The organism is Streptomyces sp. NBC_01314 (assembly GCF_041435215.1).
In the GTDB taxonomy this organism is placed as follows: domain Bacteria; phylum Actinomycetota; class Actinomycetes; order Streptomycetales; family Streptomycetaceae; genus Streptomyces.
This window is the reverse complement of the sequence record NZ_CP108394.1, coordinates 1960298-1982143: the sequence shown is the minus strand read 5'-3', so window position 1 is coordinate 1982143 and position 21846 is coordinate 1960298. Positions and strand designations below refer to the sequence as shown.

Annotated in this window: 19 protein-coding genes; 13 read left to right on the top strand and 6 right to left on the bottom strand. The window is 70.2% G+C overall.

Going from position 1 to position 21846, the window contains the following annotated elements:
- Positions 1-136 precede the first annotated feature (136 nt).
- Both OG622_RS08770 and OG622_RS08765 read left to right on the top strand, forming a co-directional pair.
- Entirely contained in the window at positions 137-280 is a 144-nt protein-coding gene (locus OG622_RS08770) for a hypothetical protein (RefSeq protein ID WP_371574587.1), read from the top strand.
- Positions 281-388: 108 nt separating this feature from the next.
- Positions 389-1453: a zinc-binding alcohol dehydrogenase family protein gene (locus OG622_RS08765; RefSeq protein ID WP_371574585.1), complete on the top strand. Its 1065-nt coding sequence runs from the start codon at positions 389-391 to the stop codon at positions 1451-1453.
- A 329-nt stretch (positions 1454-1782) separates the two neighbouring features.
- Here OG622_RS08765 and OG622_RS08760 read toward each other — a convergent pair whose 3' ends face one another.
- From OG622_RS08760 to OG622_RS08735, 6 genes are read right to left on the bottom strand one after another with little or no spacing between them, the layout of a single operon-like run.
- Positions 1783-2283: a hypothetical protein gene (locus OG622_RS08760; protein WP_371574583.1), complete on the bottom strand. Its 501-nt coding sequence runs from the start codon at positions 2281-2283 to the stop codon at positions 1783-1785.
- On the bottom strand, positions 2280-3227 hold the full coding sequence (locus OG622_RS08755) for a Gfo/Idh/MocA family protein (protein ID WP_371574581.1): 948 nt from the start codon (positions 3225-3227) through the stop codon (positions 2280-2282). The genes OG622_RS08760 and OG622_RS08755 overlap by 4 nt, the downstream gene beginning before the upstream one ends.
- The gene (locus tag OG622_RS08750) at positions 3224-4441 is read right to left on the bottom strand and encodes an Ldh family oxidoreductase (RefSeq protein WP_371574580.1); all 1218 of its coding nucleotides are present in this window, start codon (positions 4439-4441) and stop codon (positions 3224-3226) included. The genes OG622_RS08755 and OG622_RS08750 overlap by 4 nt, the downstream gene beginning before the upstream one ends.
- On the bottom strand, positions 4438-5880 hold the full coding sequence (locus tag OG622_RS08745) for a M20/M25/M40 family metallo-hydrolase (RefSeq protein ID WP_371574578.1): 1443 nt from the start codon (positions 5878-5880) through the stop codon (positions 4438-4440). The genes OG622_RS08750 and OG622_RS08745 overlap by 4 nt, the downstream gene beginning before the upstream one ends.
- Positions 5873-6838 (bottom strand): sugar phosphate isomerase/epimerase family protein, encoded by a 966-nt coding sequence (locus OG622_RS08740; protein ID WP_371574576.1) that lies wholly within the window; start codon positions 6836-6838, stop codon positions 5873-5875. Before OG622_RS08740 ends, OG622_RS08745 begins: the two co-directional genes overlap by 8 nt.
- Entirely contained in the window at positions 6828-7874 is a 1047-nt protein-coding gene (locus OG622_RS08735; protein WP_371574574.1) for a Gfo/Idh/MocA family oxidoreductase, read from the bottom strand. The genes OG622_RS08740 and OG622_RS08735 overlap by 11 nt, the downstream gene beginning before the upstream one ends.
- Positions 7875-8490: 616 nt before the next feature.
- Here OG622_RS08735 and OG622_RS08730 point away from each other — a divergent pair.
- The 11 genes from OG622_RS08730 (at position 8491) to OG622_RS08680 (ending at position 21539) form a co-directional block, all read left to right on the top strand.
- Positions 8491-9030 carry an EF-hand domain-containing protein gene (locus OG622_RS08730; RefSeq protein ID WP_371574573.1) on the top strand — a complete coding sequence of 180 codons (540 nt, stop codon included), beginning with the start codon at positions 8491-8493 and terminating at the stop codon, positions 9028-9030.
- A complete protein-coding gene (locus OG622_RS08725; RefSeq protein WP_371574571.1) occupies positions 9023-9625 on the top strand; it encodes a hypothetical protein in 603 nt (200 codons plus the stop codon). Before OG622_RS08730 ends, OG622_RS08725 begins: the two co-directional genes overlap by 8 nt.
- A 227-nt stretch (positions 9626-9852) precedes the next feature.
- A complete protein-coding gene (locus OG622_RS08720; RefSeq protein ID WP_371574570.1) occupies positions 9853-10383 on the top strand; it encodes an EF-hand domain-containing protein in 531 nt (176 codons plus the stop codon).
- Positions 10384-10552: 169 nt separating this feature from the next.
- Complete coding sequence (locus OG622_RS08715) at positions 10553-11788, top strand: DegT/DnrJ/EryC1/StrS family aminotransferase (protein WP_371574567.1); 1236 nt, start codon at positions 10553-10555, stop codon at positions 11786-11788.
- Positions 11785-12909, top strand: coding sequence for a DegT/DnrJ/EryC1/StrS family aminotransferase (locus OG622_RS08710; protein WP_371574565.1), 1125 nt, complete (start codon positions 11785-11787; stop codon positions 12907-12909). The genes OG622_RS08715 and OG622_RS08710 overlap by 4 nt, the downstream gene beginning before the upstream one ends.
- Positions 12910-13043: 134 nt before the next feature.
- On the top strand, positions 13044-14021 hold the full coding sequence (locus OG622_RS08705; RefSeq protein WP_371574563.1) for a UbiA family prenyltransferase: 978 nt from the start codon (positions 13044-13046) through the stop codon (positions 14019-14021).
- Positions 14018-15397, top strand: coding sequence for an NAD(P)/FAD-dependent oxidoreductase (locus tag OG622_RS08700; protein WP_371574561.1), 1380 nt, complete (start codon positions 14018-14020; stop codon positions 15395-15397). Before OG622_RS08705 ends, OG622_RS08700 begins: the two co-directional genes overlap by 4 nt.
- 265 nt (positions 15398-15662) lie before the next feature.
- Positions 15663-17240, top strand: a complete 1578-nt coding sequence (locus OG622_RS08695) for an AMP-binding protein (protein ID WP_371584035.1) — start codon at positions 15663-15665, stop codon at positions 17238-17240.
- A 23-nt stretch (positions 17241-17263) separates the two neighbouring features.
- Entirely contained in the window at positions 17264-18115 is an 852-nt protein-coding gene (locus tag OG622_RS08690) for a methyltransferase (RefSeq protein ID WP_371574559.1), read from the top strand.
- Complete coding sequence (locus OG622_RS08685; RefSeq protein WP_371574558.1) at positions 18112-19896, top strand: CoA transferase; 1785 nt, start codon at positions 18112-18114, stop codon at positions 19894-19896. The genes OG622_RS08690 and OG622_RS08685 overlap by 4 nt, the downstream gene beginning before the upstream one ends.
- Complete coding sequence (locus OG622_RS08680; RefSeq protein ID WP_371574556.1) at positions 19893-21539, top strand: class I adenylate-forming enzyme family protein; 1647 nt, start codon at positions 19893-19895, stop codon at positions 21537-21539. The genes OG622_RS08685 and OG622_RS08680 overlap by 4 nt, the downstream gene beginning before the upstream one ends.
- Positions 21540-21846: the final 307 nt, after the last annotated feature.

Genomic DNA, 21846 nt, shown 5'->3' with positions numbered 1-21846 from the left:
TCACGGCCTGTTCAAGGCCTGTGCGGCGGCAGGGGCAGCGGCGGCGGCGAGGTTGCTCGCCGGTCTGCTCCGCATCCGACTGCAGGCCGCCGGCGTGGCCGCCCCGGCTGCGTCGAGCGTCGGGTGCGCCGGACTCGTGCTCAGTCGGGACCTGCTCGCGAACCCGACGCCGTCCTCCGACCCGGACACGGCCGAGCGGATCTCCGAGCTGACGCTCACCCGCCCCGAGACCGAGCGGCCGATCGTCGGACTGTTCGGCTTCCTGGGTCACCCCTGGTGAGCCGCCAGGTCGAGGTCCGCTCGCACACGTTCTCGCCGGGGCGGGTGAGGTGCAGGCGGCTGTATGGAGCCTCCGATGAACCGCGTAACGATCTGAAGGAACGTGAAAGTGGAACAGACCATGATGGCGGTCCGCCTGTTCGAACATGGCGGGCCCGAGGTGCTCAAGTACATCGAAGCGCCGATTCCCGAGGTCGGCCCCGACGACGTCTTGATGCGCGTGCACGCCACGGCCGTCAACAGCTGGGATCTCCGGTACCGCTCGGGCAACCTGCCGCAGCCTCTCCCGGGACGGCCCGCGTGGCCTCTGCCGTTCCAGCTCGGCCGGGACGCGGCCGGTGAAGTCGTCGCCACCGGCGAGAACGTCACCAGGTGGCAGCCCGGCGACAGGGCGGTGCAGCTTCCGCACCCGCCGTGCCGTAACTGCGCCCTGTGCGTACGCGGGCTCGAAAACCTGTGCATCGCCACCGCCTACCCCGGGCACCAGGTCTTCGGCGGATACGCCCAGTACGTCGTGCGTCGCCAGGACGCGATCCTGCCCATCCCCGACGGCGTCGACTTCGAGACGGCCGCAGCCACCATGTGGACCTACACCACCCCGCTCAACTGTGCGCGGCAAGCACCCGTCGGTCCCGGCGACACGGTGGTCATCACCGGCGCCAGCGGCGGGATGGCGATCGCCTGCGCACAACTGGCGAAGCTGAGCGGAGCCACCGTCATCGGCACCACCACCAAGCCGGACCGCGACGAAGCGCTCAGGAAGCTCGGCTACGACCACATCCTGCACTCCACCGATCCCCGACTGCCGGGACAGGTCAGGGAGCTGACGCACGGTCTGGGCGCCGACGCCGTCTGGGACTGTGTCGGCGGCAACGACTTCTTCCAGCTCTCCCTTTCCTGCATACGGCTCGGCGGCACGGTCATCGTCCTGGGCACACCGACCGACCAGGGATCCCGCCTCGAACTGGACGCGCTCGCGCTCATCGGCGGACAGGTGAGGATCGCCAGCGTGCGCGGCGCGACCCTGCGCGACCAGCAAATGTGCCTCGAACTGCTGGCAGACGGAAAGATCAACCCGATCATCGACCGGGCCTACCCCCTGGCAGAGGCGGCCGAGGCCCACACCTACCTGGAAAGCCATCGACAGACCGGCAAAGTGATCCTCCTGCCCTGACACCCCCGTGGCTCCGGCTCGCTGTCCGGCCGCGTATGCGAACGCCCCCGAGCGGACGCGAACCAGTACGAGGCGGCGCGGATCGAACGAACCACACGCCTACAGGAGATCAGGCACGCTCGCGGGGAGATCGACCAGCTGCCCGACGGGCCCGAGCAGCGAGATCGCGACGCCGCGCGTGATGGAGCGGTGAGAGTCACCTCGGACAGACCGTCCAGGCATCGGCTGTGGCCGAGACGGGCTTTGACTTGCTCCTCGGGCTGAAGCCCGAGGATTCTGGCCTTCCCGTCCGTTGCTGTGCCGCTACGCGGCACAGTTGAGACGAGGATTCATGGGCGGGCGCTCCTGGTGATCGGGCATCGGGCATCGGGCTGTCGGTCGTCAGTGGACGGTGGACCAGGGCCGCGGGGCGGACGTGGCACTCCCGCCCGCTGCTCGAACCGAACCTCCATCTCGGGTGCGAGACCGAGCTGCGGGCCGGTGAGCGGTTCGGGCACCGAGATGAGGATGTTGTAGTGGTTCGGGAAGTGACAGGCGTCGAATCCCAGAACCGTCCCCACCCGGTCGCCGTTCGTCCAGACCGCATCGCCTCGGTCGATCACCCCGGCGCATCCGATCTCCACGAAACCCAGAAAGCCGACCCGGTCGATCCGGGCGCCGGCAGTGGTCTCCGTCTGGTCGGTGGTCACCAGCTCATGCACCTCACCACGGCGGACACACCGGCTCGCGAACTCCTCCAGCGCCATGCCCCGGTCATCACGCCGGTGGGTGAGCACCTTCACCAACTGCCCGTGTACGGCGCGTTTGGCCCCGTCCTCTCCTGGTGTCATGTCCGGGGGGCCTCCTGTCGGGGACGACGGGGTCGGTCGGCGCGTTCACGCGCGTACGTGGCGGTCACCAGCTCCAGGGCGGCCAGGCCGCCGGGATCGTTCGGGCGGCGGCCGGCCAGGATGTCGGTGAAGTCCCGCAGCACGCCCACGTACTCGTGCCAGAGGGACCCTTTGAACTCCGGATGGCCCGCGAGCATGTCGGCACGGTCCACGGTCCCGTCGGCGAGTCGCACCTCAACCGTTTTGCGCTCACCGGGACAGGACCAGTCGAGCACGACCCCTGCCGCCGCGCCGGACGGGGCATCCAGCAGCACCTGCGCCTGCCGGTCGACGCCGTGCGCATCGCGGTGCACGGCGGCGTCGGCCACCTGGACGTCGCCGAGGAACAGGCGGACCAGATCGAACGCGTTGGGCCCGTTGTCGGCGACACAGCCGCCTCCACAGCGTTCCGGGTCGAGATACCAGCGGTCCTGTCCGGCGTGTTCCTCGATCGTCTCCTCGTAGCGCACTGTCAGCGAAGTGATCGGCGCGGCGGAGGCGATGCGGTCGCGGAGGGCGTTCACCTCCCTGTTGTAGCGGCGGTGAAAAGAGGTGAACAGCATGGTGCCGCTGTGCTGGGCGAGTCGCAGGAGGTGGTGGGCATCGGACGGCTTCGTGGCGAGCGGCTTCTCCACGCACACCGCGCGTCCGGCCTCCAGCGCATCCCTGCACACCGGGTAGTGCAGGTCGTTGGGCACGTTGACCACCACAGCGTCCAGGTTCGCCGCCCGCAGCAGCTCGCGGTGGTCGCGGTAGCGCGACACCTGCGGTGGTGCGGTGGCGAGCCGGTCCTCGTCGGGGTCGCATACGGCCACCAGCCGCGCGCACGCCTCGCGTTCGAACGCGGCCAGGTAGAAGCGGGAGATGACGCCGAGGCCGATGAGGCCGACGCGGGGGACGGTCATGCCGGGCTTCCCTCCTCGGTGGGTTCCGCCGGTGCCGGGAAGCGGAGGCTGCTGTTCCGGGCCAGGTCGAGCATCTCCTGGTGCAGGGCCGCCGCGAGCGGCACGCCGTGGGCGCGTCGGTCGCGACAGCGGGCGTCCTCGGGCCAGCCGGGGTAACACACCGGCTCGTCCGCCCGGATCGGCGGGCAGCCGAGGAGGGCGCCGAACAGGCCGGCCGCATCGGTGAGGAACTCCGCCTCGGGCCGGAGCCGCCCAGGGGCGATGGCCAGCATGAGGCAGCCGATGTCGTCGTCGGGGCCGACGGGCTCAGCCGTCTTCTCGTGCGGGCCGAGTCCGGCTCCGGGGACGAGTGCGGACAGCACCTCCACCAGCAGGCCCAGGCCATAGCCCTTGTAGACACCGGCGTCGGGGTCACCGCCGAGCCAGCTCAGGTGCGCCTGGCCGCGGTCGAAGGCCGCCGGGTCGGTGACCGGCGTGCCGTCGTCGTCCCGCAGCCAGCCCGCGGGCACGCTCTGCCCTGCGCGTGCCGCGGCCCGGACTCTGCCGGTGGGGGCCACGGTGGTGGCCATGTCCAGGACGAAGGGCGGCCGATCACCGGCCGGGGCGGCCAGCGCGAGGGGGTTGGTGCCGAGCATGGGGGCCCGTCCGCCGACGGGGCGGACGATCTGCTGTCGGCCGCAGTTGGCGGTGACCAGGCCCACCATGTGGTGCTGGACCGCGCGCAGGGCGTGGTGACCCGCGCAGCCGAAGTGTGTGGCGCCACGCACCGAGACCATACCGACCCCGTACCGGCGGGCGCGCTCGACCGCGAGGTCCATCGCCTCGGCGGCCGCCCACAGCCCGAGCGCCCGGCGAGCGTCGAGAAGAACCGAGGCCCCGTGGTCGGCGACGATCCGCGGCTCGGCCCGCGGGTCGCACCGGCCCGTGTCGAGCAGCGGCAGGTAGAGGCGGGTGAGATTGGTGATGCCGTGACTGGTGAAACCCGTCAGGTCGCCGTGGCACAGCGCCTCGGCAGCCGCTCCTGCGCGCTCCTCCGGGATGCCCCTGGCACCGAAGACATCGGCCACGAAGGCGACGAGTTCCCGGTACGGCACCCGCACCCCGGAGTTGCCGGGGGGCCGGGGTGGTACGAGGCATGGGTCGGAAAGGATCGGCACAGCCCTCGTGGCAGTGGTAGTTGCAGTTGCAGTTGTCGGGGAAGTCGGCGAGGTCATCGGGGAGAGATCCTGTCCGTGGCCGCGCCGGGCGCGACCGCTGAGTGAGCGTGAGGTGCTTCGGCGGCGCCGTCGTCGTGGGTGGCTTCGCCGTCGTGCGGCGGGTGGCGGACGCGTGCGACGAGTACGCGGGCGATGTCGTCGGCGTACCGGTCCAAGTCGTCCAGGTCGGCGTATTCGCCGTCGGCGTGCGCGTGGTTGGTGTGCAGGTCGCCGGGGCCGAAGACCGCGGTGTAGCTGTCGGGGACGCCGTCCATCCAGATGGCGTCGCAGGTGAAGGCCGGCTCTTCGTCGGGCCAGCGCACCAGGCCCGCGCGTCGTTCCAGCAGTTCCTCGGCCCACGGCGCGCGACCCCGGCCGTCCAGTGCGGGCAGGCCCCGCTTGTACCAGTGCAAAGACGTGATCCGTGTCGCGTCAGCGGCCGTCCTGGCCAGGTCACGGGTGCCGGCGGCCCCGGCGGAGAAGTCGGCGAGCGCCTTACGCAACGCCTGCCCCAGCACGCGTTCGGCGGCTCGGCCGGTCTGCCGGGAGCCGTAGGAGACGTTGAGCAGCAGTCGGCCGGTGCCGTAGACCCGGTTGTGCCGTTCGCCGGTGTGCAGGCCTGCCACGCACACTTTGCCGTCGCCGATTCGCGGTGGCAGGGCGCGGGCCAGGTAGTGGCCGATGTGCCCCAGCAGCACGGTCGCGTTGTGCCCGGCCTCGGGGCGGTCGTCCACCGCGTCCTCACCCCGAACGCTTACGCAGGCAGTCATGGACGCCGTGGAACGGGGCAGGAACCGGTGCCCGGTGGGCTCACAGAACAGGTTCAGCCCGCCCGTGAACCCCTCCTCCACCAGCGGCCGGGTACCGAACGTACCCATGGCGCCGCCTTCCTCGCCCGCGACCGCCTGGATGAGCACGCCGATCCGGCTGCCCAGGGCCGGTTCGGCCGCGCGGGCTGCCCGAATGCCGGCGAGCAATGCGACGGCGGGGCCCTTGGCGTCGATCGCCCCGCGCCCGGTGAAGCGCCGTCCGTCGAAACGGGCCGGCCACCACCCGGCCACCGTGTCCAGGTGGACGTTGAACATCACCGTGTCCTGCCGCGGGAGTTCCGGCCCGAGGCGCAGCACCAGGTTGGGCTGCCGGGCCAGGAACGTCTCGTCCTTCGCCGCCTCCCGAACCATCAGGGGTACGTCGTCCCGGCGCAGCACCTCTGGTTTCGCCGGGGCGTGACGCAGCACCCTCAGACCGACCGCCGCGGCAGCCGTGGCATAGGTCCGTCCGGCCTCCCACAGGCGAGCGGTGGGGCCGTCACCGTCCGACTCCAGCGGACCGGCTGTGGGGGTGTCGAGGAGGTCGAGCAGCAGGTCGTGGTCGGCTGGCGTCAGCCGTGCGGGACGCAGCAGGGGAGCGGCAGCGGAGTCGGGTGGGGGAGGCAGCCGGGTCGGGAGGTCAGGCATGCGGCACCCCACCGGCGGCGGAGGTGCGGGCAGCCACGATTTCCTGCCGCACGAGGCGCTCCAGGGACCGGCCGTAACTGACGAACGCCGCCACACTGTCGGTACCCGTGGTGTCGTGATCCTGGTGCGGCCGCAGGTGGGTGTGCGGTTCGATCGACAGGGCCCCGGTGTAGCCGTGGTCGAGGAGGGCCCGCAGGCAGGCGGACACCTCGGACTGCCCCTCCCCGGGCAGCGTGTAGGTGACATGGCCGTCCGGTCCGGTGCGGGCGTCCTTGACGTGTACGTGAGCGACATGGTCGATGACGGTGCCCAGCAGCGCGCGGGTGTCGTAGCCGTGGGGGACGCCGTTGCCGATGTCGAACAGCAGCCGCAGCGCGGGGCTGTCGGCGCGGTCGAGGAGGTCCAACATCCGGTCGGCCCGGGTTCCGGCCCAGCCGCTGCAGTTCTCGTGCAGCAGCACCAGCCCGTACTGCTCGGCCTGGCGGACCAGGAGAGCCATCCGGTCCAGCACCTGCCTGCCCCACTTCTCCTCGTCCAGGCCGGCGTTGGGGTAGGACATCACCCGGACATACCGAGTGCCCAGGGTGGCGCAACGCGAGGCCAGCACCCGTAGCTCCGCCACGTCGTCCTCGAAGCGGCCGGTGATCGGGCGGCTCCAGTTGGCGATCCGGGAATCGACGCAGACGACATCGAGGCACGCTGCCGCGATCCGCTCGGTCAGGGCGGCGAAGGCCCGGTCGTCCAGGTCGGCGACCGCGACGCCGTCGACGTTACGCAACTCGATTGTTTTCCAGCGGAGTTGATGCAGGGCATCCAGTTGCCCGGCGAGATCCACCGCGGCCTCGTCCCCGATTCCCGCGAAACGGACGCCGGGAGCCGCCCGCCCGACGGGGTCGTCCTCGGGCACGCCGTACGGGGGGTGCAGAGGGTCTGATCCGAAGGGGGAGTCAACTCCCATGGATGGTCGCCTCCTTGCGAGCCGTCCGGCCGTCGTGCGGCGGCACGACCTCGTGCCCGTCTGCCGCCAGCCGCTTCGCTTCGTCGAGCAACTGGACCGTCCGTACGTGCAGGTCGAGGTCGTCGGTGTCGGCGTCATCGACGAAGCGGCGGTAGGCACGGGTCAGACAGGAGGTGAGGGAGTCGTCACGAAGGACCTCACGCACGGTGCTGCCATCGCGGGTGATCTCCAGCTGAGCGAAGTCGTCGTTCTGGCCGACCGCGTAGTGTCCGACGACACTGCCGCCCGCCATGTCGAGCACGATTCGCCGCTGACGTACCGGCGAGGACAGGTCGGACACCACCTCGCTCCGGGCCCCGCCGTCGTGCAGCAGTTCCAGGCGCATACCGCCCATGCGGGGCACTGTCACCTCCGCCACCTGCAGGTCGGCGCAGGCGGCGCCGCATACCTGGGCGTCCCCCAGGAGGCGCAGGAGGACGCCCACCGCATGCGGTGCCTCCACGTCGAAGGCGGAGGTGTGGCTGCTGCTGCCGAGAGAGCGCCGGAACCGGGGCTTGTGCTGGGTGACGGACACGGAGCGGACCGCGCCGAGGCTCCCGTCGGCCACGATCTGGACGAGACACTGCGTCAGCGCGCTGTGCAGCCAGGGTGCCACCACTGACAGTCGCAGCTCGTGCGCCCGCGCGAGATGCAGGACGGTCTGGAGCGCGCCCCGGTCACCGGCCAGCGGTTTCTCCAGGAGGATCCGCCGGAAGCCGAGCTCGGCGACCTCGCGGAGCACCTCGGCGCGTACGGCGGGCGGGGTGCACAGGTGGACGACCGTATGCGCCGGGTCGAGGAGTTCGCGTGCTCGACGCAGGGAATCGACGATCAGGAGGTCTTCCCGCTGCCGGTCAAGCGAGGAATGTTCGGGGTCCACCCCCACGATCGGGTGATCGGCGAACGTGTCCACGGCTGTGGCACGCGTACGCCTCAGCACCGGCACATGCAGTCCCAGGCCCGCGCGGCCCAGGCCGACGATCAACGTACGCAGCACTCCTCGACCCACCTCTTCGACTGGTTCGTAGCGTCGGCTCGAGTTTTTCCGGGAGCAGGTCGGCGAATTAGTATGAAAATGTTCGGCATGCCCATCTCTTCTTCCCCTGAAACGCGCACGACGCACTTCGCGGAATTTTTTCGAGCGAGGCGTCGGTTGCATGAGCGCGGGTTCGTCGCACCGTATCTATTGGCGACCTTCCACGTATTTATTCACCGCACTCGCCGACTGGTGAGGAGATGGCTCGAAAATCACGTCCACGGTGACTGTGCGGTCCGTCCGGCTCGGTGGGCAGACTCTCATGAGCCCCACCCGTCCACTCGGTCGAACCTGCGGGCGAAGACAATCGGCCATCAAGAGTTGGTCGAGAATCCGAGGAAATGTTTCTGCGGCCTGCCGGTTACGTACCCCCGTTGACAGGCGGCGAAGATTGCTAGTACTCATGTATCTTGCACAGGGCATGCGGTTTTGCCCTGCATGGTGCGGTCGATTACTTGGTCATCCCCTCGGGATTTTTGATTCCTCTGGAATTCTGGAAAGGAGATCCTTCGATCTCCAAGGTTTCGGCGCGAGGCGGCCGGTTTTCTCCGCAGCCCTTTCGAGAACGAGGAGTGAGATGTCCAACAAGACAGCGCAGGTCGAGCGTCTCCGGCAGCGTTTCGAGCTCTACGACACCGACGAGGACGGACGTATCGGGCGCCATGACCTGGAGGAGGAGGCCCGGCGTATCGTCCGCGCTTTCGGCGAGTCGGAGGACTCTCCCAAGGCCCGGGCGTTGCTGCACGAGTACCCGCACATGTGGGACCACATGACGCGAGAGGCCGGCATCGCCGCCGATCAGACCCTGTCGTTGGAACAGTTCATCGAGATCGCCGACACCCAGATGCTGAGCGCCGGCGCGGCCGGCTTCGGCACCATGCTCCGCCCGAGCATCCGCGCGATGGTCGACCTGTGCGACGTCGACGGCGACGGGCAGGTCAATCCGCAAGAGTTCCGGACGTGGCTCGGTGCCATCGGTGACAACCGGATCGACGCGGACGAGGCGTTCCGCAAGGTGGACGCGGACGGTAACGGGCAACTGTCCGTCGAGGAACTCGTGGCCGCGGTGGGTCAGTACCACGCGGGCGAACTCGACGCCCCTCTTCTGGGTGTCTGAGCCGCACGCCGGCGGCAGGGGCCGCTCCGAGCGCAAGACGCTCGGAGCGGCCCCTCACCCGCGGATCCAGCAGAGCCTTACGGGTCCGGACAAGGGATCCACGCCCGCCAAGTCCTGTGAAATCGGTCAACGAACCGATGTGGTCGGCATGGTAGGGCCGGTGCCGGTGACCGGACTGCTCCCGGTACGTGCCGCACTGGTGCTGCTGTCCCTGGGGCAGGGACTGCCAGGAGTGTGGGCTCTCTTCGCGCCACGATCCTTCCACGACGGGTTCCCTCTCCCGGGTAATGGGTGGCTGGCGAAATTCCCGCCGTACAACGAACACCTGGTGCGCGACCTCGGCGCCCTGTCGCTCGCCCTGACAGCGGTGTTGGCGTTGGCTGCTGTCTCCTTGGAGCGGCACCTGGTGCACGCCGCGACCTTCGGCTGCCTCGCCTTCACGGTTCCCCACCTGGTATTCCATGTTGCACATCTGGGTCGCTTCGACACCGCGGATGTGGTCGCGCAACTCATTTCTCAGGTGGCCCCGATCGCTCTGTCGGTAATGGTCCTCCTGCTGAGTCGGCGCATCGGAGTATTTGAAAAGAAAGAATGAAATTCACGGCCGTCTTGCACGGTTGAAATGGATCTTCGCCGGTTGTTTCAGTAGCGCGATTCAGTAGTGCGCTTCTGTGTGCCCAAAAACATTTCTGACGCGATGGTTTATCACTCTTGAGAGTGAGTTAGTGGCACCCTTTCTTGTGGGTATCTTTCCGAAGACGCACCAGGCCGCGAGTCTGGCTGCGAACAGAAATCCCGAGGAATTCCTGCGAAAGGGAAAGTGTGACTACTTCCGTACAGGAACAGCGACTGCGTCGCCGCTTCGAAATGTGGGACCAGAATGGCGACGGCACCATCGACCGTAGTGACTGGGCAGGCGAGGCCAAGCGCATTCTGGACTCGTTCGGGGAATCCGAGAGTTCCACGAAGGGGCAGGCTCTCACCAAGGCGTACCTGGGGATGTGGGAATACCTGGCAGGCCAGGCCGGAGTCGGGAACGACGGCGCGCTGAGCCTCGAACTGTTCCAGGGCGTGGCGGAGAAGCAGGTGCTCGACCGCGGGCAAGTCGGCTTCGACCAAGTGCTGCGCCCGACGATCAAGGCGATCGCCGACCTGTGCGACACCGACGGCGACGGTCAGGTCAGCCCGCAGGAGTTCCGGCACTGGATCCGTGCCATCGGCGGCGACAACTCCACGGCGGACGCGGCATTCCAGCAGATCGACGCGGACAGTGACGGTCAGCTGTCGGTCGAGGAGCTGATCCAGGCGGTGCACCGCTACCACTCCGGTGAGCTGGAGTTCTCGCTGCTCTGACCCGCGGTCCCGCGTCCGGCGCTCCCCGGCACACCGTGGGAGCGCCGGACGTTGCCCTCCTTTCGACCGCTCGGCCCCGGTCCCCGAAGCCGCCCTGCGCTCAGGCCGCCTGCCCCGGCGGGGCCTGCACCACATCGCCCTGCTTCGCCCCACCGTCACGAGAGGAAACATGCGCGACGCATCGTTCGTCCAGAGGAACGGCAGGCTCGGCACAGCGAGCGGCACAGCGGGCGGCGCCTCGAGGAAGGTGCCCTTCTTCACTCAGGCCCTCACGTTCGAAGCTCTCTGGCCGGACATCCGGTCCCGGCTGACCGAAGTCCTCGACGACGGCAAGTTCTCGCACGGCCGGCAGGTCGCCCGGTTCGAGGAGGCCCTGGCCCGGTGGACCGGCGCCCGCTACGCGGTGGGGGTCAACAGCGGCACCGACGCGCTGCTGCTGCTGCTGCGCGCCTGCGGCCTGGGGCCTGGCGACGAAGTCATCGTCCCGGCCTTCACCTTCGTGGCCTCGGCCTCCTCCGTCGTGCTGGCCGGCGGCCGACCGGTCTTCGCCGACATCGACCCTGTCAGTTATGCGATGGATCCCAAATCCGCGGCCGACGCGGTCACCCCGCGCACCCGCATGATCATGCCGGTCCACCTGTTCTGCCAGATGGCCGACATGGACGGGCTGCTCGGCGTCGCGCACCACCACGGGCTCACCGTGGTGGAGGACAGCGCCGAGGCCATCGGCATGCGGTGGGGCGGGGTGCACGCCGGGCTGCTGGGGGCCGGCGGGGTGCTCTCGTTCTTCCCCACCAAGACGCTCGGGGCCATCGGCGATGCCGGGGCGATCCTCACCGACGACCGGAAACTCGCGCAAACCGCGGCGGCGTTGCGTCATCACGGGCGCTACGGCAGGACGCTGGCCCACTTCCCCGGCATCAACAACGAGACCACCGTCAACGGCGTCAACAGCAAGATGGACGACATCCAGGCGGCTGTCCTCCTCGCCAAGCTGGCCCGGTTGCACGAGGACATCGCCCGTCGGGCCCGACTCGCAGCCGCCTACACCGAACGACTGGCCGACGCGCCCGGCGTACTGCGGCTGCCCACCGTGGTGCCACACACCGCGCGGACCCAGCCGGTCTTCTACGTCTACCTGATCGAGGTCGAGCGGCGCGACGAACTCGCCGGGTACCTGGCCGAACACGGTGTGGGCACCGAGACGTACTACCCGACCCCGCTGCACCTGCAGGAGTGCTTCGCCGACCTGGGATACCGCCGCGGAGACTTCCCGCATGCCGAGACGGCCTGCGAACGCACGATCGCCCTCCCGCTGTACCCCGACCTGAGCATCGACGACGTCGACACGGTGTGCGACCTCGTCCGCCGTTTCCCGACCAGGATGTCCAGGAGGCCGGCGTGACGATTCCCTTCTTCCCCCCGGACCTCTTCGAGGACGACCGGCAGACGCTGCTGGACCTCGTCCACGAGATCGGCACCGCCCCGGAACAGAGGTTCCTCCTCGGCGAGCACACCGCCCGCTTCGAAGAGGCCCTGCGCATCTCGCTGGGCGCCGCCGACGTCGTGGCCAGCTCCAGCGGCACCTCCGCACTGACCCTCATCCTGCACGCCATGGGTATCGGACCCGGCGACGAGGTGGTCGTACCGGCCTACGGCTGCGCCCCGCTGGCCAACACCGTGGTGGGACTGAAGGCGACGCCGGTGTTCGCGGACATCGACCCGTGGACGATGGTGGCCGACCCGGACCGTATGGAACAAGCGATCACCGGCCGGACCAGGGCGATCATGCCCGCGCACATGTTCTCCGTGATGGCGGACATGCCTCGCATGCGGGAGATCGCCCAGCGCCACGGCGTGCGCCTGATCGAGGACTCGGCGGTCGCCCAGGGCGGCACCCTCGACGGCCGCCCCGCCGGCACCTGGGGGGAGGCCGGAGTGTTCTCCTTCGTCCAGGTCAAGACCTTCGGAACCGCCGGCGAGGGCGGCGCCGTCGTCACCATGGACCCCGAACTCGGGCGTGACGTCAGGTTGTTGCGCAACCACGGGCAGACTGAGCGGTTCGTCTACCGGCGCACCGGCTACAACAGCCGGTTCGACGAAGTGCTCGCGGCCTTCCAACTCCACCGGCTCCCCGGTTTCCCCGGTCTGCTGGAGCGCCGGGCCCGCATCGCCGACTACTACACCAAACGCTTCACGCCACTGCGCGAGCGCGGAGTGCTGCCCCCTCCACCGGGCCGCGACGGCCGCTGCTTCTACGTGTACTCCCTCCTCGCCGAGGAGCGGGACGAGCTGAAGGAATACCTGGCCGCCCGTGGCGTCGAGAGCCATGTGTACTACCCCCTGCCGCTGCCGCACCAGCCCGCGTTCACCCGGTTCGCCCCCGCGGACCGCAGCTGGCCGCACGCGGAGAGCGCCGCCCGGCGCCAACTGGCCATCCCCGTCCACCCGCGCCTCACCGACGCCCAGGTGGAACACATCGCGGACACCGTCTGCGGCTACGCCGACCTGAGCAAAGCCCGATGACCGGTGACGCGGCGGCACCAGCCGTAGCAAGCCTCTCACCAGCTGTGGCAGGCCCCTCACCGGACGCCCCATAGGGCGCCCCGGTCGATCCGAAGAAACCGAAGAAACCGAAGAAAGTCGAAGGAGCGGAGCAGATGACGAGCCGCACCGAGGCCGGACCGTTCACGGCCGGCCACGTACGCCCGGAGAGCAAGGTCCGCAGCTACGCGCGGCTGGGCAAACTCGATGTCTACGACTACTACCCGAGCATCGCCGTGGCACTGTCCGCGGTGCTGCTGCCCGTCGCCGGCCTGCCGCCCACGACCCTCGTGACCCTCGCCCTGTTCCTCTTCGGCGCGGTCTTCGTGATCGTCGCCATGGTCGCCCTCGACGACGTGACCGGATACCGCGACGGCAGTGACGCCGCGAACTACGGCCCGGACAACCCGCTGCGCAACAAACTCCGCAAGCCACTGGTCGCGGGGACCCTGACGCTGCGCGAAGCGCTCGGCTTCGGCTGGACCACCGCCGTCATCGGTGCCGTGCTGTGGGCCGCCGCCATGGCGACCGCTCCGCACCTGCCCACCTGGACGGTGGTGCTGGTCGTGGCCCTGTTCACGGTCTCGATCCAGTACTCCTACGGGCTGAAGATCAGCTATCACGGTTTCCAGGAGATCTTTCTCGCGGGGCTGGGCGCGGGGCTGGTGATGGGGGCGTACGGGCTGGCGGCCGGCCACTTCTCCGGATTTCTGTTCGTCCAGGGGGTGCTGTTCGGTTTCGGGCCGCTGCTGTTCGGCGTGTACTCCAACACCAACGACATCCCCGGGGACCGCGCCGTCGGGCGTCTGACCGTGGCGTGCCTGGTCTCGCCGAAGGGCAACGCCGTCTTCATCGGTTCGCTGTCCGTGGCGGAATTCCTGATCGGCGCGGTCTCCTCCGCCGTCGGGATCGCCCCGTGGTGGTTCGTGCTCCTGATGTTGCCCGTCACCGCGCTGCGCGCGAGGCAGTACCTCACCGGCTTCCGGCAGGGGGACATCATGCGCGCCCGCAGGCTCGGGTTCCCGGCGCACCGGGTCAGCACGGTGCTGCTGATCACCGCGAATCTGATCGTCGGCGCGGGGGCCTCGGTATGAGCCCTGATCTCGACGTCGCAGTGGTCGGCGCCGGCATGGCCGGGCTGACCGCCGCACACGAACTGCGGCGCGCCGGTCTCGAGGTGCGGGTGTTCGAGGAGCAGGAGCACGTCGGCGGCCGGATGCACAGCTTCAGGCACGACGGCTACACCATTGACGAGGGCGCCGAACAGGTCTCGGACCAGGGGTACCGCGCGACATGGGAACTGCTCTCGCGGTTGGGCGTGCCGCAGCACGACGTACCGCGCATCGGCAAGTCGATCGGGGTGTGGCGCGGCGGGCGGGCCCACCCCGGCGTGGCGGACACCTTCGCGGTGCTCACCGGTGCGGGGCTCCCGCCCCGCGCCCGGTTCGACCTGGCCCGGTTCCTGGCCTGGACGGGTGCGCACCGCCGGGAGTTCGACGACGACCACCCCGAAAGGACCCCGGTGGGGGCTTCGACGGTCAGCGAGTTCGCGCGGCGATACCACAGGGACGTTCACGACTATCTGTTCCAGCCGGTCGCCGGCAGCTTCTTCGGCTGGGACACGACGCGCTCCGCAGCGGCACCGATGGTCAGCCTGCTGCTGTCGGTGGGACCGTCCGCCCGCTGGCGGACGTACCGCGACGGCATGGATCTGCTCGCACGTCGGCTGGCCGAAGGACTCGACGTGGCCACCGGCAGCGCGGTGCACGAGGTCGTCACCGAGCAAGGCTGCGTGCGGCTGCGCGTGGGCGGTGACGTCGTCACGGCGCGCTCGGTGGTTCTCTGCGCGCCCGCTCCGGTCGCGGCGCGGCTGCACGCCAACGCCCCGGCCGACGAGCTGCCGTTCCTGACGGCGTGTACGTTCACGCCGACGCTCAAGGTCAGCTGCCTGCTGGACCGGCCGCTCGCGCCCGCGTCCCGCAAGCCCCTGTACGTCCTGCTGACGCCGGACGCGGAGGACGACGTGCTCTCCGCGATCATCGTGGACCACGCCAAGCACCCGGACAGGGTGCCCCCGGGCAAGGGACTGCTGACCCTCATGGCCGATGCCCGCCGCATCCCCGAACTGATGAAGGAGCCGGAGCAGCAGACCGCCGACCGGCTCGTACGGGCCGCCACGCGCTACGTCCCCGGTCTGGAGGGGGCAGGTGGTCGCCGCTTCGTGCACGCCTTCACCCACGGTCTGCCCGAGGCCACCCCCCGGGCGCTGCGCCACCGCGCGCGGTTCATGGCGCGGGAGGCACGGCCGGTGGAGTACGCCGGTGACTGGGTGATGCTGCGGCCGGCCAGCGAAGGCGCCGTGCGTTCGGGCGCGCTCGCCGCGTCACGTGTCCTGAGCCGGCTGCGGCCGCCCCGGTCGGTCGGACGGCCCCACCTCGCCCCGCTCTCCGCAGAGGAGAACGTCTCTTGAATCCTCCCCCAGCTGAAGCAGGGGGATTCCTGGCTCACGCTGCCTGCGGGTCAGCGACCCGACAGGTCTTCCACGGTCAACACCAGCCGGGTTGAAACCAGCCCGGTTCGATACGGCAAAGCTTGGAGGTGCATGTGCTGTCCTGGTTCTCGCTCAGCACGGCGTACGCGCTTGGTTCTCGCAATGCACGGCGGTCAGCTCACCCGACCGCTTGGGCGGTCTTTCGCCCAGGCATCCTCGGAGGCCTCAGGTGAAACCGCATGACATGGGCGTCCTGTTCGACGAGTGTGCCGAACACCGGATCGGCACCCGGGTGTACCTGGACCGGCCCTTCGACATCGACGGGGGCGCCCGGACCCACTACACGATCCCCCAACTCGCCGCGCTCGTACAGGAGGCAGCGGGCTGGCTGGCCGCCGCCGGGGCGGCGCCGGGCGACCGGGTGGCGATCGTCAAGGACAATCACTGGGACTACGACCTGCTGGCCTGCGCGGCCGTGCGCGTCGGCGCCGTTCCCGCGCAGCTGTCCGCGCACCTGTCGGGCGAGGCGCTGGGAACACTGCTGGCCCGGCTCGGTCCCGCTCTGCTCGTCACGACGGCCGATGTGCTGGAGCGCGGCAGGAAGGAGGGCACCGACCTTGCCGCGGCCGCACGCGTGACCCTGGTTCTGGACGGCGCCGCGCCCGGGACGTTGGGCATGGACGAGGTACGCGGGCACACCGCCCCCGGGCCGCACCGCAGGCACGACGACGAGCCCCTGGTGATCAACCACACCTCGGGCACCACCGGCGTTCCCAAGCTGGTGACGCACTCGACGCGCACGATCATCGGCAAGTTGGCGCGGTTCGAGAGCGTGCGGTTGCCGCGCATCGGCCTGCGACGCAGCGACACCCTGGTCAACGCCAGCGCGTTCTCCCACGGCAGGACGTTCTGCTGGACCGCGAGCACCCTGTGCATGGCCCCCGCCGAGATCTCGATCATCACCACACAGGACCCGTACCTCGCGGACCCGGTGCTGCGCGCCCATCCGCCGACCGTCCTCGAGGCACTGCCCGCCTCGTTCGTCCGCTTCCTGCCGCTGACCGAAGGGCTGGACAACCCCTTCCGTCGCGTCCGCACGGTCATCAGTACGTACGACGCCATGCATCCCCCCACGGTCCGCGCCTACCTCACGGCGAGCAGGCACCCCCGTCCGGTGTGGGTGGAGGGGTGGGGGCAGACCGAGACGGGCCCGCTGACCTTCCGTTTCCACACCCGCCAGTCGGCACACAAGGCGTCGGGTGGGGCCGGCAGCCGCAATCTGGGACGTCCGGTGCCGCTGAAGACGCGGCTGCGGGTGGTCGATCCCGACACCTTCCGGCCCCTGCCCCGGGGGGAGGCGGGTCTGGTACTGGCCAGGACCGCCGCCTGCGCCCTGGGCTACATCGGCGAGGAAGACCGCTGGTCGGCCAAGCGGCACGGCATGTGGTGGAACACAGGCGACATCGGCGCCCGCAACCGCGACGGAAGTATCGAACTGCTCGACCGCGAGGTCGACCGCACGCCGCAGCTCAGCTGTCTGCGTACCGAGGACGTCCTGGAAGCCCGGTTGCCGCAGGCCCTGGAGTGTGTCGTCCTCGCCGATCCGGACCAGGATCCGCTGCCGGTCGTGGTCACCGCCGACGGCCTTCTGGACCAGGCCGGTTGGAAGGAAGCAGTGCGTGGTCTGCCGCCCCTGCGTGAACCGGTCGCCCTCACCTGGGACGAAGTGCCACGCACCGGCACCGGAAAGGTCCGGCGCAGGGAACTGCTGCACCGCCTCACCGGACGTACGGACACCTACGGCTCCGGCCGATGGACCTGAGACGGGAAAAAGGGGGAGAGAACATGCGTCAGTTCCTGGCCGAGGACCCCGGTTACGTCTTCGACAACGACAACGTGCACAGCTACGAACTGCACCGCTGCCTCACCGAGGCCTACGACGCCATGACCTTCGCACGGCTCGCCGAGACCGGTGTCACCAGCGGATGGCGGTGCCTGGAGATCGGTTCCGGAAGCGGGAGTGTGGCCCAGTGGCTCGCCGAACGCGTCGCTCCCACCGGCGAGGTCATGGCCACCGACGTCAAACCGCACCACATCCCGCGACGGCCGTGCCTGACCGCGGTCGAGCACGACGTGGTGACCGATCCCCTCCCGGAGGCGTCCTTCGACCTCGTCGTCGCCCGTCTCGTACTCCAGCACCTGCCCGAACGCCTCGCCGTTCTCGACAAGTTGGTGTGCGCCCTCAAGCCCGGCGGGTGGCTCCACATCGAGGAGTTCGACACCTCCTACGAACCGCCCCTGCTCACCCCCGACGAGGTGTCCGCGCGGCTCTACGCGGCCTTCCTCGACACCAAGTGCGCCGTCATGCGGGCCGGTGGCGGAGACCCCCAGTGGGGCCGGCGCGCGCCGACCGCCATGCGTGCCGCGGGGCTCGTCGACATCGACCCACGGCCCCGCATCGAACTGCGTACCGCAGGATCGCCCGGCCTGCGGTTGCAGCTCAACCACACTTACCACCTGCAGGACAAGCTCATCGCCGCGGGCATGACCGAGGCGCAGCTGAGGAACGTACGCGCGCTGATGCGGGATCCGTCGTTCTGCGCCACGTCCAGCGTCATCTACTCGGTACACGGTCGCCGACCGCGGGCCGAAGAAGGGAAAGGCGCTTGGCGGCCGCGCGCGGAGGAGACCCGGTGACGCGCCACATGCCGCGCGCCGGCGGCCCGGCCTCGGCGGCCGCCCAGGTCGCGGCACACGTGCTCGCCCTGGTGGACGATCCGGCCACCGCCACCGTCGGGTGGGACATCGACTGGCAGGGCCCGCTTCCTGTCTCCCTGCCCGACGAGCGCGCCGTCCAGGCGGCCTGCGGGATCATGCACGTTCACGGCCGGGCGGCCGGGCGGCCGACCCCGCTCGCCGCCGACTACGCCTCCACAGTGGCGGGGGTCCTCACCGCCCAGGGAGTCTGCGCGGCACTCGTCGCGCGGGCCGCGGGCGCCGATGTCACGCGTGTACGGACCTCGGTGAGCCAAGCCGCGCTGCTCGCCCTCGCCCAGTACCTCGCGGCCGCGACCGCCGACGGCGACGACGCGGAGGACGGCCATGAGCGGGGCACGGCAAGCAGCGACCCCCGGGTCGAAGGGGAGGCGTACCTCGCGCCCGGCGGGTGCCCGTTCGTCTCCGCCGACGGCGTGCGCTTCGAACTCGAAACCCTCGACGCCCATCGATGGCTGGACTTCTGGCAGCGGCTCGGCGTGGACCGCCGTGAGACCGGACGTGGGTGGCGGCCGTTCCAGCAGCGGTTCGCCACCGCCACCTGCTCCCTGCCCGAGGCGCTGCCGGAGACCGTGCAGCGTGCCTCGTACGCCGTCGTCCGGGCGGCGGCGGACCGAGCGGGAGTCGCCGTGCTGCCGGTACGGGAGGACCCTCTCCCGCCGACGGTGACGCGGCCGTGGACCCTCACGCCGTGCCCCGGACCCGCCGGCGCCGCGATCGGCCGGCCCCGTACGGGCGGCGCCTCCCGCAGAGCGGGCCCGACGGCGGGGGCACCCCTTGCGGGCCTGCGGGTCGTCGAGTCGACACGACGTGTCCAGGGGCCCCTGGCCGGGCATGTCCTGCGGCTCCTGGGCGCCGACGTCGTACGCGTCGAGCCGCCGGGCGGTGACCCGATGCGCGGTATACCGCCCCTCGCAGGCACCTGCTCGGCCCGCTTCAGCGCCCTCAACGCCGGAAAAGCCGTCACGGAGATCGACTTCACCTCCGCGAAGGGACGGCAGGAGGTGCGTGAGCTGGTGTCCGAGGCCGATGTCTTCCTGCACAACTGGGCGCCGGGCAAGGCAGCCGAGCTGGGGCTGGACCACGAGGACCTGAGCTCCGTTCGCCCCGGGTTGGTGTACGCGTGGGCGTCCGGGTGGGGCGATGCCCTGGGGCCGGCACCGCCGGTGGGGACCGACTACCTGGTCCAGGCACACAGCGGGCTCGCCGCCGCGGTGCGCCCCGCGCACGAGCCCCCCGCTCCCTCCCTGTTGACGCTCACCGATGTCCTCGGCGGACTGGTCAGCGCGCAAGGCGTACTGGCCGGGCTGCTGGCGCGGCGGCGCACCGGAGACGGCCAACGCGTGGACTCCTCCTTGTTCTCCGCCGCCGCGCTCGTTCCCCGTCGGCGCCGGTGGGCCGGATGGACGGACCGTCCGCTGCGTACGCGGGACGGGTACCTCTCGCTCGGACCGGAGGCCCGCGAGCGGCCGGACCGCCTCGCGCGCGCGCTCGAACTGGGCGCCTCGGCGGGCATGGCCGAGATCGTCTCCCGGGCCCGGACGCGGGCCACCGCGGCCTGGCTGCCCCGACTGGCGGCGGCGGGCCTGGCCGTCACGCCGGTGTGCACCAGTCTCGCGGACCTGGCGCGTGACCCGCGGTTCGCCCCGGCGCTGGCCGTCGGGGAGTATGCGGCCCCCCTCGCGCCCTGGGAGTTCTCATGACAACCGGAGGGACATCGAACTTCGGTACCGGATGGACATCGAACGCCGGTGTCGCAATCCGTGACCTGGTACCGGCCCCATTGCGTCGCGCCTGGGTCGAACAGGGCCACTGCCCCGACCGTGATCTGTACACGCTCTTCTCCGGACACGTGAAACGTCACCCCGGCCGGACGGCCGTCATCGACTCCGCGGGTGCGGTGGACTACGCGGGGCTCGACGCACGGGTACGGCACATCGCCGCACGGCTCGCCGAACGCGGCCTGGGCGAACGGGACATCGTCGCCGTACGGCTGCCGAACGGGCGCGAGGCGGTGGCCGCGGAACTCGCGGTCGCGGCCATCGGCGCCGTCGCGCTGCCCTATCCGCCGGGGCACGGCAGCAGGGGCCCGGTGAGCCTGCTGGGCCGGTCCCGAGCCCGCGCGGCCATCGTCACGGATCCCTCCGACGCGGTGGCACGCACACACCTTCCCCACCTTGAGGCGGTCTTCACCGTCGGGGAAAGCCATTCCACCGCGCAGTCACTCACTGCGCCCGCGCGGCAGCCCTTCGTGCCCCGTGCGGTCGACCCCGAGGCACCTGCCCGGATCCTGGTCACCTCCGGCTCGGAGGCGGAGCCCAAGATGGTCGCCTACTCCCACAACGCGATGGCCGGCGGCCGGGCCACCTACGTACGCGCCCTGCACGACGGTGACCGCGTGATGCGCAACCTCGTGCTCGTCCCGCTGGCCTCCTCCTTCGGCTCCTGCGGAACCTCCGTCACGCTCGCCGCCCTCGGCGGCGTCCTGCTGGTGCAGGAGACCTTCGACCCGGCCGCGGCGCTCCGCGTGATGGTCGAACACCGTCCCACGCACGTCTTCGGCGTGCCCACGATGCTGCGCCGTATCGCCGACCAACCACCCACAGCCCGGGAGGATTTCACCGGCTTGCAGGCCCTGGTGTCCAGCGGCGCGGCCCTGCCGGACGCCACCGCCGACGCGTGCCGCGACCGGTTCGGGCGCCGCGTCATCACCGTCTACGGATCATCCGACGGCGTGAACTGCCACACGGCCGGCGCAGGAGCCTTCCCCGACACGGGCACCGGGCTCCCCGACCCTGCCGTGGCACGCATCCGCGTCACCGACGACGTCGGTGTCCCCGTGCCGGCCGGACACCCCGGCGAGATCCGTGCCAGAGGCCCGATGACACCGCTGTGCTACGTGGCGGCCCCCGACCTGGACGCCCGGTACCGCACTCCCACCGGCTGGGTCCGTACCGGCGACCGCGGGTTTCTGGACGAACACGGCCGGCTCCATGTACTGGGCCGTCTCCAGCAGATCGTCGTACGAGGTGGCTACAACATCAGCCCGGCCGAGGTGGAACGCGAACTCAGCGCCCATTCCGCCGTGGCCGAGGTGGCCTGCGTCGGTGTGCCCGACCCGGAACTGGGGGAGCGCCTGTGCGCATGCATCCGCGAGACGCCGGGCGCGCGCCCACCGGACCTGCCGGAGCTCACGGTGTTCCTGGAGTCCCAGCGCGGCCTCGAACGACGGAAACTCCCCGAACTGCTGTTGCGGGTCGACGACATGCCGCTCGGCCCCACCGGAAAGATCTGCCGCAGCACCCTCGCCCGGCTCGCTGCCCGCGAGACATCCGGCGTCCGTTGATGGTCCACCACACGAGGGGCCCCCGAGATGACAAGTGCGACCGGTGAACGCGTCGCTGTCCTTCGCAGTGACTACGAGCGCCTTTCGCAGGGCTACGGGGACACCAGGACGCCGGATGACAGCCATCTGCTTCTGGGCGCGAGGTGACGTGGTGCCGTGGGTGACGCGTCATACGGATGAGGCCGTCGGCCCATGCGAACGGCGCTACCACTCGGGGCTGCGCACGGGTGTCGAGGCCCGGTTCCTGGACGGGCTGCCGGGAGAAAGGCCTCGATGGTCGGACCATCGCCTCCGAACGCGTGCGGCA

Excerpts from the sequence above, each read along its gene's own strand:
- OG622_RS08760 (WP_371574583.1), bottom strand. The coding sequence starts at position 2,283 with ATGACACCAGGAGAGGACGGGGCCAAACGCGCCGTACACGGGCAGTTG.
- OG622_RS08755 (WP_371574581.1), bottom strand. The coding sequence starts at position 3,227 with ATGACCGTCCCCCGCGTCGGCCTCATCGGCCTCGGCGTCATCTCCCGC.
- OG622_RS08750 (WP_371574580.1), bottom strand. The coding sequence starts at position 4,441 with ATGACCTCGCCGACTTCCCCGACAACTGCAACTGCAACTACCACTGCC.
- OG622_RS08745 (WP_371574578.1), bottom strand. The coding sequence starts at position 5,880 with ATGCCTGACCTCCCGACCCGGCTGCCTCCCCCACCCGACTCCGCTGCC.
- OG622_RS08740 (WP_371574576.1), bottom strand. The coding sequence starts at position 6,838 with ATGGGAGTTGACTCCCCCTTCGGATCAGACCCTCTGCACCCCCCGTAC.
- OG622_RS08730 (WP_371574573.1), top strand. The coding sequence starts at position 8,491 with ATGTCCAACAAGACAGCGCAGGTCGAGCGTCTCCGGCAGCGTTTCGAG.
- OG622_RS08715 (WP_371574567.1), top strand. The coding sequence starts at position 10,553 with ATGCGCGACGCATCGTTCGTCCAGAGGAACGGCAGGCTCGGCACAGCG.
- OG622_RS08705 (WP_371574563.1), top strand. The coding sequence starts at position 13,044 with ATGACGAGCCGCACCGAGGCCGGACCGTTCACGGCCGGCCACGTACGC.
- OG622_RS08700 (WP_371574561.1), top strand. The coding sequence starts at position 14,018 with ATGAGCCCTGATCTCGACGTCGCAGTGGTCGGCGCCGGCATGGCCGGG.
- OG622_RS08695 (WP_371584035.1), top strand. The coding sequence starts at position 15,663 with ATGGGCGTCCTGTTCGACGAGTGTGCCGAACACCGGATCGGCACCCGG.
- OG622_RS08690 (WP_371574559.1), top strand. The coding sequence starts at position 17,264 with ATGCGTCAGTTCCTGGCCGAGGACCCCGGTTACGTCTTCGACAACGAC.
- OG622_RS08680 (WP_371574556.1), top strand. The coding sequence starts at position 19,893 with ATGACAACCGGAGGGACATCGAACTTCGGTACCGGATGGACATCGAAC.